Source organism: Rubellimicrobium mesophilum DSM 19309, assembly GCF_000600335.2.
Classification (GTDB): domain Bacteria; phylum Pseudomonadota; class Alphaproteobacteria; order Rhodobacterales; family Rhodobacteraceae; genus Rubellimicrobium; species Rubellimicrobium mesophilum.
The window spans coordinates 130951-145799 of the sequence record NZ_KK088521.1 but is presented as its reverse complement, the minus strand read 5'-3'; the positions used below and the strand labels follow the sequence as shown (position 1 = coordinate 145799).

The 14849-nt window shown below is 71.1% G+C and carries 16 protein-coding genes; 4 read left to right on the top strand and 12 right to left on the bottom strand.

Annotation, left to right across the window (positions count from 1 at the left end):
- The 4 genes from RUMESO_RS00685 to RUMESO_RS00670 are packed head-to-tail and all read left to right on the top strand — an operon-like array spanning position 1 to position 3012.
- Positions 1 to 1923, top strand: coding sequence for a nitric oxide reductase activation protein NorD (locus tag RUMESO_RS00685; RefSeq protein ID WP_037277222.1), 1923 nt, complete (start codon positions 1 to 3; stop codon positions 1921 to 1923).
- A 2-nt stretch (positions 1924 to 1925) separates the two neighbouring features.
- A complete protein-coding gene (locus RUMESO_RS00680) occupies positions 1926 to 2099 on the top strand; it encodes a hypothetical protein (RefSeq protein WP_037277220.1) in 174 nt (57 codons plus the stop codon).
- Positions 2096 to 2323, top strand: coding sequence for a hypothetical protein (locus RUMESO_RS00675; RefSeq protein ID WP_037277219.1), 228 nt, complete (start codon positions 2096 to 2098; stop codon positions 2321 to 2323). Before RUMESO_RS00680 ends, RUMESO_RS00675 begins: the two co-directional genes overlap by 4 nt.
- On the top strand, positions 2320 to 3012 hold the full coding sequence (locus RUMESO_RS00670; protein ID WP_037277218.1) for an NnrU family protein: 693 nt from the start codon (positions 2320 to 2322) through the stop codon (positions 3010 to 3012). The genes RUMESO_RS00675 and RUMESO_RS00670 overlap by 4 nt, the downstream gene beginning before the upstream one ends.
- Here the strand turns inward: RUMESO_RS00670 and RUMESO_RS00665 are convergent.
- The 12 genes from RUMESO_RS00665 to cpaB form a co-directional block, all read right to left on the bottom strand.
- On the bottom strand, positions 3009 to 3533 hold the full coding sequence (locus RUMESO_RS00665; protein ID WP_051520896.1) for a flavin reductase family protein: 525 nt from the start codon (positions 3531 to 3533) through the stop codon (positions 3009 to 3011). The genes RUMESO_RS00670 and RUMESO_RS00665 overlap by 4 nt on opposite strands.
- Positions 3534 to 3624: 91 nt before the next feature.
- Positions 3625 to 4665, bottom strand: a complete 1041-nt coding sequence (locus RUMESO_RS00660) for a KpsF/GutQ family sugar-phosphate isomerase (protein WP_082483285.1) — start codon at positions 4663 to 4665, stop codon at positions 3625 to 3627.
- A 388-nt stretch (positions 4666 to 5053) separates the two neighbouring features.
- The gene (locus RUMESO_RS00655; protein WP_037277215.1) at positions 5054 to 5521 is read right to left on the bottom strand and encodes a prepilin peptidase; all 468 of its coding nucleotides are present in this window, start codon (positions 5519 to 5521) and stop codon (positions 5054 to 5056) included.
- A 3-nt stretch (positions 5522 to 5524) separates the two neighbouring features.
- Positions 5525 to 6382, bottom strand: a complete 858-nt coding sequence (locus RUMESO_RS00650; protein ID WP_156362571.1) for a helix-turn-helix transcriptional regulator — start codon at positions 6380 to 6382, stop codon at positions 5525 to 5527.
- Between the two features lie 246 nt (positions 6383 to 6628).
- Positions 6629 to 7624, bottom strand: a complete 996-nt coding sequence (locus RUMESO_RS00645) for a type II secretion system F family protein (RefSeq protein WP_037277214.1) — start codon at positions 7622 to 7624, stop codon at positions 6629 to 6631.
- A 7-nt stretch (positions 7625 to 7631) separates the two neighbouring features.
- On the bottom strand, positions 7632 to 8603 hold the full coding sequence (locus RUMESO_RS00640; protein WP_037277211.1) for a type II secretion system F family protein: 972 nt from the start codon (positions 8601 to 8603) through the stop codon (positions 7632 to 7634).
- 3 nt (positions 8604 to 8606) lie between these two features.
- Complete coding sequence (locus RUMESO_RS00635) at positions 8607 to 10001, bottom strand: TadA family conjugal transfer-associated ATPase (RefSeq protein WP_037277209.1); 1395 nt, start codon at positions 9999 to 10001, stop codon at positions 8607 to 8609.
- An 8-nt stretch (positions 10002 to 10009) separates the two neighbouring features.
- Positions 10010 to 11137, bottom strand: a complete 1128-nt coding sequence (locus RUMESO_RS00630; RefSeq protein ID WP_037277208.1) for a CpaE/TadZ family protein — start codon at positions 11135 to 11137, stop codon at positions 10010 to 10012.
- Positions 11138 to 11425: 288 nt separating this feature from the next.
- Positions 11426 to 11905: a TadE/TadG family type IV pilus assembly protein gene (locus RUMESO_RS00620; RefSeq protein ID WP_051520880.1), complete on the bottom strand. Its 480-nt coding sequence runs from the start codon at positions 11903 to 11905 to the stop codon at positions 11426 to 11428.
- Complete coding sequence (locus tag RUMESO_RS00615) at positions 11902 to 12399, bottom strand: TadE/TadG family type IV pilus assembly protein (protein ID WP_169791110.1); 498 nt, start codon at positions 12397 to 12399, stop codon at positions 11902 to 11904. The genes RUMESO_RS00620 and RUMESO_RS00615 overlap by 4 nt, the downstream gene beginning before the upstream one ends.
- Positions 12400 to 12404: 5 nt before the next feature.
- Complete coding sequence (locus RUMESO_RS00610) at positions 12405 to 13907, bottom strand: hypothetical protein (RefSeq protein ID WP_037277205.1); 1503 nt, start codon at positions 13905 to 13907, stop codon at positions 12405 to 12407.
- Positions 13908 to 13931: 24 nt separating this feature from the next.
- A complete protein-coding gene (cpaB, locus tag RUMESO_RS00605; protein ID WP_037277202.1) occupies positions 13932 to 14765 on the bottom strand; it encodes a Flp pilus assembly protein CpaB in 834 nt (277 codons plus the stop codon).
- Positions 14766 to 14849 lie beyond the last annotated feature (84 nt).

Sequence of the window (14849 nt, the reverse complement as noted above, 5' to 3'; positions counted from 1 at the left end):
ATGCTCCACGCCGCCCTTGAGATGATGGAGCCCGAGGACTTCGTCGGGAACCTCTGGCACGACTGGGCGAGCCGCCTCGCCGCGCCCGCGCAGGGCACGGCCGAGGCCGCCGTGACCCTGGAGGAGATGCGGACCAGCGTGGCCGTGCTCTTCCGGGCGCTCGGCGGCGGTGGGGGCGTGGAGATCGGCCCCGCGCCGCAGACCGTGGCCCCGCAGCGCCGCCGCCTTCGGGAGCAGGTCGCCGGCCTCCACCCCAAGGAGCACCGCGCGACCTTCGACGGGGAGCGCCTGCGTCTCCCCCCCGAGCTGGCCGTCTTCCCGACGCGCGAGATGAACCGTGCCGCCTATCTCTGGTGCGCCGCCCTCGCGGCGGTCACCGAGCCGCAGGACCGCCCCGAGGACCCGCTGGTCGCCGACATGGTCCAGCTCAGGGCGATGCAGGAGGCGGGCTGGAAGCTCCGCGAGCTCTGCCCCGGCCTCGTCCCCGCCGCCGACTCGCTAGCCGCCCATCTGCGCCAAGGCCGCACCGCGAGCCCCGGCTCCGCCACCGAGAGCGCCGTCGAGGAGCTGGCCCTCTGGGTCCTCGGCGGCCCGCCCCCGTTCCACGACCGCGCGCAGGAGCTCCTGCGGAAGTTCGATGCCGCGGCCCTCGCCGCGCCGCGCGGCTACGCCCCCCTGGCCGCCGTCCCGATCTGGCCCCGCGTGGAGCGCGCCGCCAAGGGCCGCAGCGCCGCCCTCGACGCGCAGGAGCCGGGGCAGGGACCCCAGGGCCTCGCCATCGCGGGCCGCAAGCGGGGCGAGCGCAAGGACCAGGACCAGACGACCCGTCGCGACACCTTCATCCTGCACCGCTTCGAGGGCATCCTCTCCTGGGCCGAGAGCCTGAACCTCGCCCGGATGACGGACGACGACACCGACGACAACGCCGCCAAGGCCGCCGAGGACCAGGACCACATCACCCTGTCCCAGCACTGGAAGCGCGCCGCCTCGCGCCTGCGCGTCTCGCTCGACCTCGCGCCCCAGGACGCGGAGCACGAGCGCCTCTCGGACCGCTTCACCTACCCCGAGTGGAACCACCGCTCGCGCAGCTACATGCCCGACCACGCCCGCGTCCTCGAATCCGAGGCCGAGGTCTCCGCCACCGCCGCGACCCCCGACCCGCGCCTCGCCGCCCGCGTCCGCCGCCAGTTCGAGGCGCTGCACCCCCGCCGCGTCACGCTGCCCCGCCAGATGGACGGCGCGGAGCTCGACCTCGACGCGGTGGTCGCCTCCCGGGCCATGATCCGCGCGACGGGGCAGGGGAGCGACCGCATCCACCTCGCCTCCCGGGCGACGGAACGCGACCTCGCCGTGGCCCTCCTCGTGGACTGCTCGCGCTCCACCGAGGCCGTGACCGGCGAACGCTCCGTCATCGACACCGCCCGCGACTCGGTCGCGGCGCTCGCGGCGGGCCTCGACAAGGTGGGCGACCGGCTGGCCGTCTGGGGCTTCTGCTCGCTCCGCCGCGACCGCGTGTTCCTCCACCGCTGCAAGGGCTTCGGAGAGCCGATGTCGCAGGCCGTCGCCCAGCGGATCGGCTCCCTGCGCCCGGGCCACTACACCCGCCTCGGCGCCGCCATCCGCCACGCCTCGGCCCAGCTCGCCAAGGAGGGCGCCCAGAAGCGCCTCCTCCTCGTCCTCACCGACGGCAAGCCCAACGACCTCGACCACTACGAGGGCGTCCACGGGATCGAGGACAGCCGCATGGCCGTGCGCGAGGCCCGCGCCCTCGGCCAGTCCGTCCACGGCATCGTCATCGACGCCGACGGCCAGGACTGGTTCGCCCGCATCTTCGGCCGCGGCGGATTCACGCTGCTTCCGGACCCGCAGCGCCTTCCCAAGGCGCTCCCCGACATCTACCACGGACTGACCAGAGAGAGCTGACCATGAAAGCCCTGATCCTCCTCCTGACCCTCCTCCCCGGCGCGGCGCTGGCCCAGGCCGTCGAGCTCCCCGCGCCGCCGCCCTACTCCTCGGGGGACCAGTTCTGGTTCGCCGTGGCTTCGGTCGCCATGGTCGTGATGCTGGCGGCCGTCCACTGGCTGGTGAGGCGTCGATGAAACCGGGCTGGGGGCTCGTCGCGGGGATCTATCCCTTCGCGGCGGGGGCGATGATGCTGAACCTCTTCTTCGCCTCGCTGCTGCTGGGCTGGGTGGGCCTTCCCATCCTGACGCCGTGGCAGGCGCTCTGGGCCAGCATCCCGCTCGGCCTCCCGCCCGCCTGGATCTACGCCCGGCACCTCACGAAGCTCATGGCCGAGGTGGACGGAGGGGCGGAGGCGTGACCGGCTGGGCCGGTTACGCCCTGGCCTGGACGGCCTTCGTCGGCACCCACTTCGTGCCGACCCGCCCCGCGATCCGCGCCCGCCTGATCGAGGCCCTGGGCCGCCGCGCCTGGTTCTCGATCTACGGGGTCATCTCGCTCCTCGTGACCGCCTGGGTGATCGCGGCGGCCGCCTGGCCCCCCTACGTGGAGCTCTGGCCCCAGCTCCCCTGGACGCGCTGGGTCCCGAACCTCGTGATGCCGCTCGCCATCGCGGTGACGACCCTCGGCCTCCCGGCGCGTACGACAACCCTCAGCGGTCCTCGCGCGCCGAAGCTCGACCCCACCGCCCCCGGCTTCGCCGCCCTGACCCGGCACCCGCTGCTCCTGGCGCTCGCGCTCTGGTCGCTGTCGCACCTCTTCCCGAACGGCGACCTCGCCCACGTGATCCTCTTCGGCGGCTTCGCCCTCATGGCGCTGGCCGCCATGCCCGCCTTCGACGCCCGCGCCCGCGCCGCCCTCTCGCCCGAAGCCGCCCGCGCCTACTTCGCCACGACCTCGGCCCTCTCGCTCCGCCCGCTCGCCAGCGCCGCATGGTGGCGCGTGGCCGTCGCCGCGCGGGCCGGCCGCCTCCTGCTCGCCGTCGCCATCTGGCTCGCGGTCCTCTGGCTGCACCCCTACGTCATCGGGGTCTCGCCGCTTCCCGTCTAAGGGGCGGAATCGGGGCTCGGATGCGGCTCGTCGGCGGGCACGAAGCCCCCGTAGCGCCCGCCCTGGAACACCAGGGGCGCCCCGTCGGACCGCGCGGCGGACCAGACGCGGCCCAGCAGGATCGCATGGTCCCCGCCGTCGATCGCCGCCTCCCGCCGGCACAGGAACCGCGCCACGCAGCCCTCAAGGAGCGGCAGCCCGCGTGGTCCCTCGCTCCAGGCCACGGCCGCGAAGCCGCCCTGCGCCCGCACGAAGGCGTCGCAGACCGCCTGTTGGTCCCGGGCCAGCACGTGGATCGCGAAATCCTCCGCCTCCACGAAAGCCTCGAACCGCCGCGAGGCGCGCGCCGGCGACCACAGCACCAGAGGCGGATCGAGCGAGACGGACGCGAAGCTGTTCGCCGTGAGGCCCACCGGCTCCCCCCGTGCGTCGCGCGCCGTCACCACCGTGACGCCGGTCGCGAAGCTTCCCAGGGCGGTGCGGAAGGCGCGGGGGTCGACCTCCGGCGCGAAACTCTCCATGTCGGCGGCATCCCCCATTCGGCTCGGGGACCTTCGTCCGCGCGACAGGCGGTGTAAAGAGGGCCCCCGCCGTCGCCGGGCGCGCCCTCCCTCAGGCCACCCCGGCCTGAAGGCCGTCGTGGATATGGAGAACCCCGACCGGAACGCTGTCCTCGTTCACCACGAAGAGCACGTTGACCTTGCGCTGGTTCATCAGCGCCACCGCCTCGGCGGCGAGCATACCGGGGGGCGCCGTCAGCGGCGACCAGGTCGCCACCTCGCGGGTGAGCTTGCCCATCAACCCTTCCATGTTTCGCCGGAGGTCCCCGTCCGTGACGATGCCCACCAGTCGCCCCTCGGCGACGACGCCCGCGACGCCCAGGCCCTTGTTGGTCATTACCAGGATCGTCTCGGTCATCGGCGTGTCGGGCCCGACCAGCGGCAGCGACCCGGGCCCCCGCATGATCTGCCCCACCTTGGCGAGCCGCGCGCCCAGCCGCCCGCCCGGATGGAAGCTGTGGAAGTTCTCGGGCATGAAGCCGCGCCGCTCCATCAGCGCGACCGCCAGCGCGTCGCCCAGGGCCAGCGTCATCGTCGTCGATGTCGTGGGCGCAAGGCCCATGGGGCAGGCCTCGGGCGCCGGCGGCAGCACGAGCCGCAGGTCCGCCGCATTCATCAGCGTGCTCTCGCGTCGCGAGCCGACGCCCACGAGCGGGATGCCCAGGCGGCGCGTATGCGCGATCAGGTCCGACAGCTCCGCCGTCTCGCCCGAGTTGGAGACGAGGATGCAGGCATCGCCCTCGGAGACGGCTCCCAGGTCCCCGTGGCTCGCCTCGGCCGGATGGACGAAGTGCGACGGCGTGCCGGTGCTCGACAGCGTGGCCGCGATCTTGCGCGAGACGTGCCCCGATTTGCCCATGCCCGAGACGATCACGCGTCCCTGCGTCCGCAGGAGGAGCTCGACTACCCGGTCGAAGTCCTCCGGCAGGTCGTCCGCGAGCAACCGCAGCGCCTCCGACTCGGTCCGCAGCACGCGACGGGCGGTGTCCACGGTCGAAGCCCCATCGGACAAGGCGAACCCCGGAGCCTCGCCCTCCGAGCGGTCGCCCGGCTCCGTCACGACATGGCCAAGGGCCCTTGCGCTGGCACTCATGCCCCGACCTCCGTTGAAGCGACCGAAGTGGCGACGCTATCCCATCGGGCGCCCCAGCGGGCTGCCGCCTTCTGTCGCGCCTGTGTAGGGTCCCCGGACATCAGGGACGGCACCGCGCGGCCGAAGGGACCCGCCCCCTTCCGACACGGCATCGGGAGGTGCGACGTCGGCTTCCGGCCCAGGCCGGTCAGCAATGAACAACGATGCTGCATGCGATCCCGGTGCGCTGCCCAAGGGAGATCCCGCCGGGGCAGGCCCGGTGATAGACCCGGAGGTCCGGCCCGGCAACCGGCATTCCGAAAGGACGCGGCCCGAAGCGGACCCGCGCGGCGGACCGGCTATGCGATCGGCTGCAGCCCTTGGCCGGGCGGCGAACCGATCCCTCGATTCAGGACAGCGCCGCGAGCACCCCGAGATGCGCCACCCCGCTCAGGCCCAAGGCGATCCCCATGGGAAAGGTGCCCTTGGCGCGCAGCGAGACGGTACCGGTCCGCCTCAGCGCCGGGACAGCCCGCAGCGTCAGCACGACCGCCATGCCGAGCAGCATCGCCGCCGAGAAGACGAAGGCGAACAGCGTGTAGGTGCCCGTCGGCACGAAGAGCATGAGCGCCGCGCCCATCTTCACGTCGCCGCCGCCCACCATGCGCGCGGCGAACAGGGCGAAGCCCGCGGCGAAGACGATGACCCCCGCCATCAGCCGGAACCCCGCCTCCGGCCAGCCGATCGCCGGGATCGTGAGCACGAAGACTGCCAGCGCCGCCAGCACCGCCGAGTTGCGGATGCGCATGACGCGGAAGTCCGTCCAGGCGATCCAGAGAAGGATCGGCGCGGCCAGGGCCAGGGGCAGCAGCTCCACGACTCAGGCCCGCCGCGCCGCCGGACCGGCCAGCCTGTCCTCGCCCTTCCAGGGGGCGAGCAGGAGGTAGAGGAGCTCCGTCATTGAGCTCGTCTCGGTCTTGGCGAAGATGCTCCGCAGATGGGCCTTCAGCGTCGAGGGGGAGATCGACAGCTCCGAGCAGACGGAGGAGGTGCTGAGGCCCCGGCTCAGCAGCACGCAGACCCGGAATTCGGCCCGGGAGAGGCGGGCGGGGTTCGCGGTGCTCAGGATCGGTTCGCGCAGGGGCGAATGGCCCTGGGCCCGGCTCGCCAGCATCGCATCCGAGAAGAGCCCCGGGCTGCGGCGGATCCAGGTTCGGCTCAGCGTGTCGGCCAGCGTGTTGAAGAGCCCCTGCGCCCCGCCGCCCGGCGCCACCGGAAGGTGGATCTCGAGGTAGTCGGCCCATTTTTCCTCGAGGGCGAGGGCCACGATCACGGTCTCGGCGATGCGTGCCCTCTCTTGGAACACCTCGAGCGACGGGTCGTCGTTGCCCTCGGTGAAGGAGGAGAACCAGACCGAAGCCGGGCGCGGCCGGTCGACGTAGCGGCCCAGTACGCAATCCGCATAGGACCGAGTCACCTCGACGCTGGGCCGCACCGACGAGGGCAGGTTGTAGATCACCGACCGTACGGAACCCCCGGCCTCGCGCGAGTGACGCGACAGGCAGATCGCGCGGGCGTCCAGGCCCTCGGCCAGATGCTTCAGGGCGGCAAGGAGGGGCTGGCGGCCCTGCAGGCATTCGCACCAGCTCGCGATGGCGGCGATCAGCCCTGATTCCGCAAAGGTGCCTGCGACTTGAACGGAACTGCGTTCGGACTTCAAAACGTCGCTAATGGCCACGAGGCGCTACTCCAGACAAAAACCTATCGCTCGCTGCCCCGAGGCTCGTCCGACTTATCGTTGAGTTGCGTGTCTGACTTCCCCTGCGATCACCATCCTGCGAAGCGGAGTTTGCGTCAAGAAGATGGCATTCTCTCCGTTGAAAGATGGTGTATTTCAACCCTTAGGCGAATTTCGACACACGCGTCGGATGTGGCATGCCCGGATCGCTCAACAATGCCCGGGGATGCCCTCGATTTCCCGCGATCAGAAATTGCGAATGAAGCGAATCACCACCGGGCCGAGGGTTATGAGCACCATTGCGGGCAGCATCAGCGAAGCCAGGACGGCCGACATCTTCACCGGAAGCTTGTTGGCCATCTCCTGCGCCTTCATCTCGCGATAGAGGCGCATTTCCGCGGCATAGGCCGTAAGGGCCTCCGACATGCTCGTGCCGAACTGCATCGACTGGGTCACCACGCTGGCGAAGGATCGGACCGTCTCCACGCCGGTGCGGGCGGCCATGTCGGCCAGGGCCGCCTCGCGGGGGCGTCCCGCCTGCACCTGCCGCTGCACCGACAGGAACTCCCAGGAGAGATCGGGCGAGACCGGCGCCAGCTCGTTGCCCACGCGCGTCATGGCCGCGTCGAAGCCGAGCCCCGCCTCGACCGAGACCTGCAGGAGGTCGAGCGCGTTCGGAAAGGCTTCCTCGATTCGCCGCCGCCGCTCGGCCACCCGGCCCTGGAGCCAGTAGTGCGGCCCGAAGTAGCCCGTCGCCACGAGGAGCGAGAGGCCGATCATGATCTGGTTGTTGGTCAGGTGCGCGACACGGCTCTGGATGTCCAAGGGCATCGTGACGCCGGGCGTCCGGGCCAGGATCAGCAGCGCCAGGAGCGCCCCGGGGAGGAGCACCCCGAAGACCACGCGGATCAACTGGTAATTGCGGACCGAGTGGCGCCCCGAGAAGCCGGCCTGCGCGAGGTCCCGGGCCAGTTGGACCCGCTGCGAGAGGTCGGTCGGCACGAAGACCTTGGCCAGGCCCTTCGGGTCCTCGTCGGGGTTGCGCAGGAGCCCGCGGTCCACGCGCGCCGTGATCCGGGTGCTCCGTCCCGCGGCGAGCCGGGCGGCGGCAGGGTTGCGGTCCCCGGCCAGCGCCGCGATCCCGACGAAGCCCAGGATGCAGCCCAGCCCGATCCCCGCGAGCAGGAGCGTCGTCGGGGTGAGGCCGAGCTGGGAGGCAAGGAACTCGATCTGTTCGAACATGGCGGCCTCAGATGCGGAAGTTGACGAGCTTGCGGAGCACGAGGGCGTTGGTGACCACCAGGACCACGATCACCGACATCATCGGCACGTAGAGCGGGTCCGCGATCACGCCGCCAAAGTAGGTGGGCGAGGAGATCGAGGTGAAGGTGTAGATCGCCACCGGAATCGCGGACAGGAACCAGGCCGAGAGCCGCCCTTCCGACGAGATCGCCCGGATGCGCCGCCGCATCGCGATGCGGCCGCGGATCACCTTGGCCATGACCTCGATCACCCGGGCGAGGTCGCCGCCGGTCCCGTGCTGGATGGCGATGCTCGCGGCCAGGTAGTGGACGTCCTCGATGTCCACCCGCTGCGCGAACTCCTGCACGGCGGCCACGAGGTCGTCCCCGTAGCTCACCTGGTCGAAGATCAGGCCGAACTCGGTCCCGACGGGGTCGGGCATCTCCTTGGCCACCGCGCCGATCGAGGTGTTGAGCGGGTGTCCGACCTTGAGGCCCCGGGACATCAGGTCGAGCGCGTCCGGGAGCTGGGCCACCAGCGCCTCCACGCGCTTGCGCCGCTTCGCCCCGACCACCGCCACCGGCAGGAGGAGCGAGACGCCGATCGCCACGGCGAAGGCCTGTATCGGCGGCAGCACGCGGACCGCGAAGAGCCCGAGCGCCACGCCGCCCAGGAGGCAGAAGAGCAGGAGGTGCGCGGGCGACATCGTCATCCCGGCCCGGCGCATCTCCCGCGCGAGGTTCCCCAGCACCGGGATGCGCCGCAGCAGGCCCGAATCCTCCGGCGCCTTGAGGAGCGCCAGGACTTCCTCGGTCGAGGCGCCCCGCCCGATCATCTTCATGCGCCGGTTGCGGGCCTCCGCCGCGTTCTCGCCGCGCGTGAGGAGCTGGCCCAGCCCGGTGACGAGCAGGAAGACCCCGAGCGCCACGCCGACATAGACGAGATAGATGACTTCCTGGTCCTGAAGGCCCGGGGTCATGGCTCAGCGCTCCGCGATGAAGGCGGTCGCGTCGAGGTCCACCCCGGCGGCGGCGAGCTGGTCGGCGCAGCGCGGGCGGAGGCCGGTCGGGACGAAGTCGCCCAGTACCTCGCCGGACTCCGACCGTCCCTTCTTCCGGTAGACGAAGATGTCCTGCATGGTGATGACGTTGCCTTCCATGCCGGTGATCTCGCTCACGCTCATCACCCGGCGCCGGCCGTCGGCGAGGCGCGAGAGCTGCACCACGAAATGCAGGCCCGAGGCGATCTGCCCCCGGATGGCCGAGAGCGGGAAGTCCACGCCCATCATCGTCACCATCTGCTCCAGGCGTCCCAGGGCGTCGCGCGCGGTGTTGGCGTGCACGGTGGTCATCGACCCGTCGTGGCCCGTGTTCATCGCCTGGAGCATGTCGAAGGTCTCGGCGCCGCGCACCTCGCCCACGATGATGCGGTCGGGCCGCATCCGCAGCGCGTTTCGCACGAGGTCGCGCTGGGTCACGGCGCCCCCGCCGGTCGGGGTCGGCGGACGGGTCTCCAGGCGGACCACATGGGCCTGCTGCATCTGCAGCTCCGCCGCGTCCTCGATGGTGACGATCCGCTCGCGCTCGTCGATGAAGGACGACATGGCGTTGAGCATCGTCGTCTTGCCCGAGCCCGTGCCCCCGGAGATCAGCACGTTCATCCGCGCCTGCACGAGGCCCTTCAGAAGCTGCGCCGCCTTGGGCGACAGCGCCCCGGTGTCCACCAGCCGCTCCATCGTGTAGGGCTTCTTGGCGAACTTGCGGATCGACATGGAGGGCCCGTCGATCGAGCAGGGCCGGATGATCGCGTTCACCCGGCTCCCGTCCTCGAGGCGCGCGTCCACCCAGGGCTGGCTCTCGTCTACGCGCCGGCCGATGCGGCTGACGATCTTGTCGATGATCCGCAGCAGGTGCCGCTCGTCGCGGAAGCGGGTCGGCACCTTCTCGAGGACGCCGAACCGTTCCACGTAGACGTTGCGATAGCCGTTCACGAGGATGTCGTTGATGGTCGGGTCGGCCAGCAGCGGCTCCAGCGGCCCGAGCCCCATGACCTCATGGAGCAGCTCCTCGACGATGGACTTGAACTCGGCGGCGGGAAGGGGGGTGTTCTCGGCCGAGAGCACCTGGCTCACGAGCGCCGTCACCTCGCGGCGGAGGTCCTCGGCGTCGACCTTCTCGATCACGTTGAGGTTCAGCCGGTCGAGCACGGCGTCGTGCAGTCGGCTCTTGAGCTCGAGCCGCTTGACCAGCTCGCGCTCCTCGGTGGTCACGTAGTCGGCCACGGACGGCGCGCTGGCGCGCGCGGCCTGGCCCGTGGCGCCCAGGGGCACGACCTTGGCCTGGGAGACGTCGGACGGGCGGGTGAAGTTGCGGAACATGACGACTCCTAGTGACGGCGGGCGTGGGCGGGTTCGTTGCGCATCAGGGCCGCGAGGGTGTCGCGGCCGAGCGCGGCGATCGACTTCGACAGCGGCGAGCTTCCGGCGGCGGCCGACAGCGGCAGCCCCCGGTCGCTCGCCTTGCGGACGGCACGCGGGTCGAAGGGCAGCCAGTGCGTGAACGGCCGCTCCAGAAGCTTGGCCGCCTCGCGGTGATGGCTGCCCCGGACCAGCGGCTTGTGCTCCTGGCTCATCACGACCTCGACATGGAGCGCGGGGTTGTTCTCGAGATAGAGGTCGAGGAGCCGCCGCGACTGCCGGACCGAGGGCACGGTGCAGTCCGTGACCAGCATCAGCCGGTCGGTCCGCTCCAGCACCGCCGAGATCCAGAGCACGAGGCTGCGCGGCAGGTCGATCACCACGTAGTCGAACTGGTCCGACAGCGCGTCCACCAGGGCACCGACCTGGACGGCGGTGAGCACCTCGAGCGGGGCGAACCGCGACGGCGCGCCCAGCACCCAGAGACCTTGGGGCGTGCTCGCCAGCGCATGGTTGACGAAGGTCGCGTCCGGCACCGTGCCGTCGGTGGCCATCTGGTAGAGCGCCTCGTTCTCCTTGACGTCGAGAAGGCTCGACACCGACCCGAACTGGAGGTCGAGATCCAGGACCACCACGCGGTTGCGCGCGACCTTCCGCAGGCCCCGCCGGTCCATCAGCCGGTCGGCGAGGTTGACGGCCAGCGTCGAGGCCCCGATCCCGCCGCGCGCCTGCGCCACGGTCACGACCTTGCCGCGACGGTGCTGCGGCGCCTCGTAGAGCGCCGGCAGCTTGGGCTTTCTCCAGCGGTCGAGGTGCTGACGCAGCTCGTCCGCGTCGGTGTCCCAGGGCAGCACGTCGGTGACGCCCGCCTGGATGATCCGCCGCGCCTCCGCGAGCGGCAGGTCCGGCGCCGTCAGGGCGATCAGGCTCGCCGTCCGCTCGGGCGACTTGTGGAGGGTGCGGATCGCCTCGAGGTCGAGGTCCTCGCCCGGCGTGGTGCGGAAGAGGATCACGTCCGCCGTCGCCGACAGCCGGTAGGCCGCGCCGTTGAGCCGGGTGAGCGAGCCCTCGCGCCGCTCCAGCTCCACGTCCGGCATGGCCCGGAGGGCGGCGTCGATCCCGTCGGTCTCGGCGCCGGCGCCGACCAGGGGCGATCTGGGTCTTGGTCTTGGTGGTCATGGCCTGGTCTCCTGTTTTCAGGTGCAGCCCGATGCTGTGGGGGTCGAGTCGCACATGCCCTTGTTCAGGTCCTCCCCCGGGAGCGACACGCTCATCGAGGGGAGGGGATGGCGGCGGGGTGTCGCCCGTGGTGATCGCCCCGGCCAGCCGGGCGAGGCCGAGAAGCGGCGAGGCGAAGCCGAAGGAGAGTCCCTGGAGCTCCACCTTCACGACGGGACGTAGGGACCGCCAAGGAAGTTCATGCTGGGATCATTCGTGTAGGTGAACTTCAGGTTCCCCGCTCCCGCGCCGTTGGGCAGGAGCGGCTGGATCGTCGTGAAGATCCGGTTCGCCGTCGCGTTCGCGCTGGTTCCGGAGCAGACCATCGCGGCGACCGCGACGCAGGGGCTGGGGTCGGACGGGTTCTGCGGCCTGCAGGACGCGCCGAACTGGACGGCGGAGCCGGTCACCCTCGCGTTCGTCAGCGGCAACGTCTTGCCGCCGCAATCCACGGGCGTGCGCACGGCGGCCATGCGCGCCGCCATCGACGTCGCCTTCTCGGCCATGGCCCAGGTGTAGGTCAGGCGCCCGAAGTCGAGCAGGACGAAGAAGAACAGGAGGAGCAGCGGGATCACGAAGGCCAGCTCCACGACCGTGGTGCCCCTGTCGTCGCGACGAAGCCGCCGAAGGTGGTGCGTCGCGCTCATGATCCGAACACCCGGGTGTTGTCGGTGATGGTGGTGACGAGGTACGGCGCCATCCCGAGCCCCACGATGTCGAAGAGGCCCTCGAAGGGGAGGTTGATCCGCACCTTGGCCGAGACGGTCGCGATGGGCGTGGAGGCAAGGCGGAACGATCCGGCGACGCAGGTGCGGGTCACGGTCACCCCCGGCGGCACGGTCGTGTCCAGTTGGACCTGGGTCGGCAGGACGCCGCTCAGATGGGTGGCCAGGTCCGAGACGCTGACGTAGTCGGCCACCGTCTTCCCGGACGTGCAGATGTCCGAGTGCACGACCCTCCCGACGTAGCGTGCCGCGTTGCGCACCTCGGCGACGGCGGTCTGATAGGACCACATCATCCGCCCGCCCTCGATGATGACCGCGAAGAGCATGATGAGCAGGGGCAGGGCGAAGGCGAACTCTACCAGGGCGACCCCGCGGTCGGATCGGACAAGGTGGCGGAGGAGGGACCGAGGGGCCATGGCCATCACCGATAGAGCTGCACGACGTCGCGGAACTGGTCGTCCTCGGTCGAGCCCGCGCCACCCGCGCTGCCGACGATCTCGCCCAGGATGTCGAACGTCGGCGGGGTGGTGCCGTTGGCGCGGACCGGCTCGGTCAGGAAGACCCGGAAGAATTCCTTGACCGGGACGCCCGTGGTCCGGCCGCCCACCGGGTTCGCGCCGCAGTCGATGCCGGCGGCGACGATGACGCGACGGTCGGCATCCGGCGCCGTGTAGCCCGTCTTGGGCGGCTGGAAGCACTGGGGCCGCCCGTTCTCCGGCCGGGTCGTCCCGGCGGAGGTGGTGGAGGGCAGGATCGGCGCCGTGGACGAGACGAGGTTCGCGTTGTGGATCTCGTCCAGGTACATCTGGTAGCGCGTCCGGGGATTCAGCGGGTCGACCTCGGGATCGGTGCCGTTGTGGTTCATCGCGACGTAGGCGGCGCGGTCCCAGTCGCCGCTGCCGAAGCGGCAGGTGTCATTCGCGATGCAGGTATCCTGCGGCAGCGCCATCGACGTCGCGGTCGCGGGATCGGTCTGCGGCTGCATCTTGCAGAAGTCGCTGGTGCCGCTCTTGCCCTTGGTGTCCGGCACCAGGCCCGCGACCACGTTGGGCGCCGGTGCGAAGACCGGGTTCTTGCCGTCGTTGTTCATCGTCTGGCCATACATGTCGAACCGGACGTTGAAGTAGGCGTCCTCCTGGCCGCCCCGCTGGCCGGGGAGCGTATCGACGCCGCGCATGTCGAAGCACAGGGCCACGCTGCCGATGCCGCTGATGAGGCAGGCGTCGAGCTTCTGGCCGCTCAGCCCGTCGCAGGGGCCGCCCGGGGCGACGGGGATCTGGGCGGTATCGAGGAAGCCGAAGTCGCCCGGTCCCCAGGAGGCGCCCGAGCGCGCGGTGCGCAGCCGGATCATGTCGCCCACGTGGTCCTCGGCCCTGTAGCTGGCGTCGGGCAGGCAGAACATCAGCGGCGTGACTTGGCAGGCGACCTGGGTGAACCCCGCGACGGCGGATGCCGCCACCGCCATGTTCGTGGCCGATCCACCGGTCAGCACGCTCACCGCCGAGGCGAAGGCCATCTGCACCCCGTGGGCGTTGACGTCCACCTTCACGAAGCGGGCCGCGCGCGCGGTCGTCGCGACGGTGTCCGCCTCGCCCTTCGTCTCATCGCCGAGCTTGGAAAGGTAGGTCAGCGTCACGTCGCTCCGGTTCAGGGTCCGGTCGCCGGAGCCGAAGCTCTGCGTGTCGGTGATCATCGCCACCGCGGCCGCCTCGGCCCGGGTGAGGGCGTCGGCGTTGCCATCCAGCTCGCCCGCCACGGCCAGGGCCATGTTGTCGGCGAAGCTCTGGAGGTCCGACTGGGTAGCCGCGACCCGGCCGAGGTCGAAGGACATCGCCACGAGGCCCAGGAACACCGCCAGGGCCAAGGCGACGAAGACGAGCACCGTCCCGCGCTCGTCCGCCCTCACCCGTCGGATCATGCCCATGGCTCGGCCCTCCCTTCCGCGTCCTCAGTAATCCTCGGTGGTGGGGACGCCCGCGCGGCGCACCACGATGCTGCGCCGGATGGGCGCGGGCTCGGGCGCGGCCTCCGCCGGGGCCGAGACCTCGACCGGCGCGGGCTTCTCGATCATCAGGAGGTCGCTGAGGTTGATCGCGGGAAGGGCCTCGTCCACCGAGGCGTTGGGATCGCGCAGGCTCAGCGACAGCTTGCCGGCCTGCTGGGCGAGGGCGACGCGCTGGCCCTGGTCGGGCGTGACCTCGACCGTCACGGTGCGGGCGACCGACGGGGCGTCGGTCTGCTCGCTCGCGTCCTGGTCCACGCCGATGATGCGGATGTTCTGGAGGATGGTCACCGCGCGCAGCTCCTCGCCGCCGCCCTGGGTCAGGACGATGTCCACGAAGTCGCCCGGCGTGACGAAGCCGCCGACGGCGGTCTGGGCGTCCACGCTGATCGCCATCGCCCGGGTGCCCTCGGCCAGGGTCTGCGCGATGGTCACCTTCTCGCCCCAGTCGCTCACGCGGTTGGCGGTCAGGAGCTCGCCCTGGGCGATGGCCCGCATCGCGCGGCGCGGCTGCTCGCCGGGGTCGGGCAGGAGCATGGCGGAGTCGGTGAACACGCCCGGCGGCACCGAGTCGACCGGCCAGTCCTGGGTGGTGATCATGTGCGGCTCGATGGTCTGGCCGAGCGCGATGTCCCGCGCGGCGACGAGGACGGCGACCGTGGCCATCTGGCCGTCACGTCCGGCCTTGGCCTGCATCTCGAGGTAGTCCCGGGCGGCGTAGACCGACCCGCCGGCCACGCCGAAGCCGATGAGGACGATGAGGATCGAACTGACGCGCATGAGCGACTCCGGAATTGAAGCGTCTATGGCCGGGAGGCCGAGCAGGCGGCCTCCCGACAGGTTGCGAAAACAGCACTGGGAAAC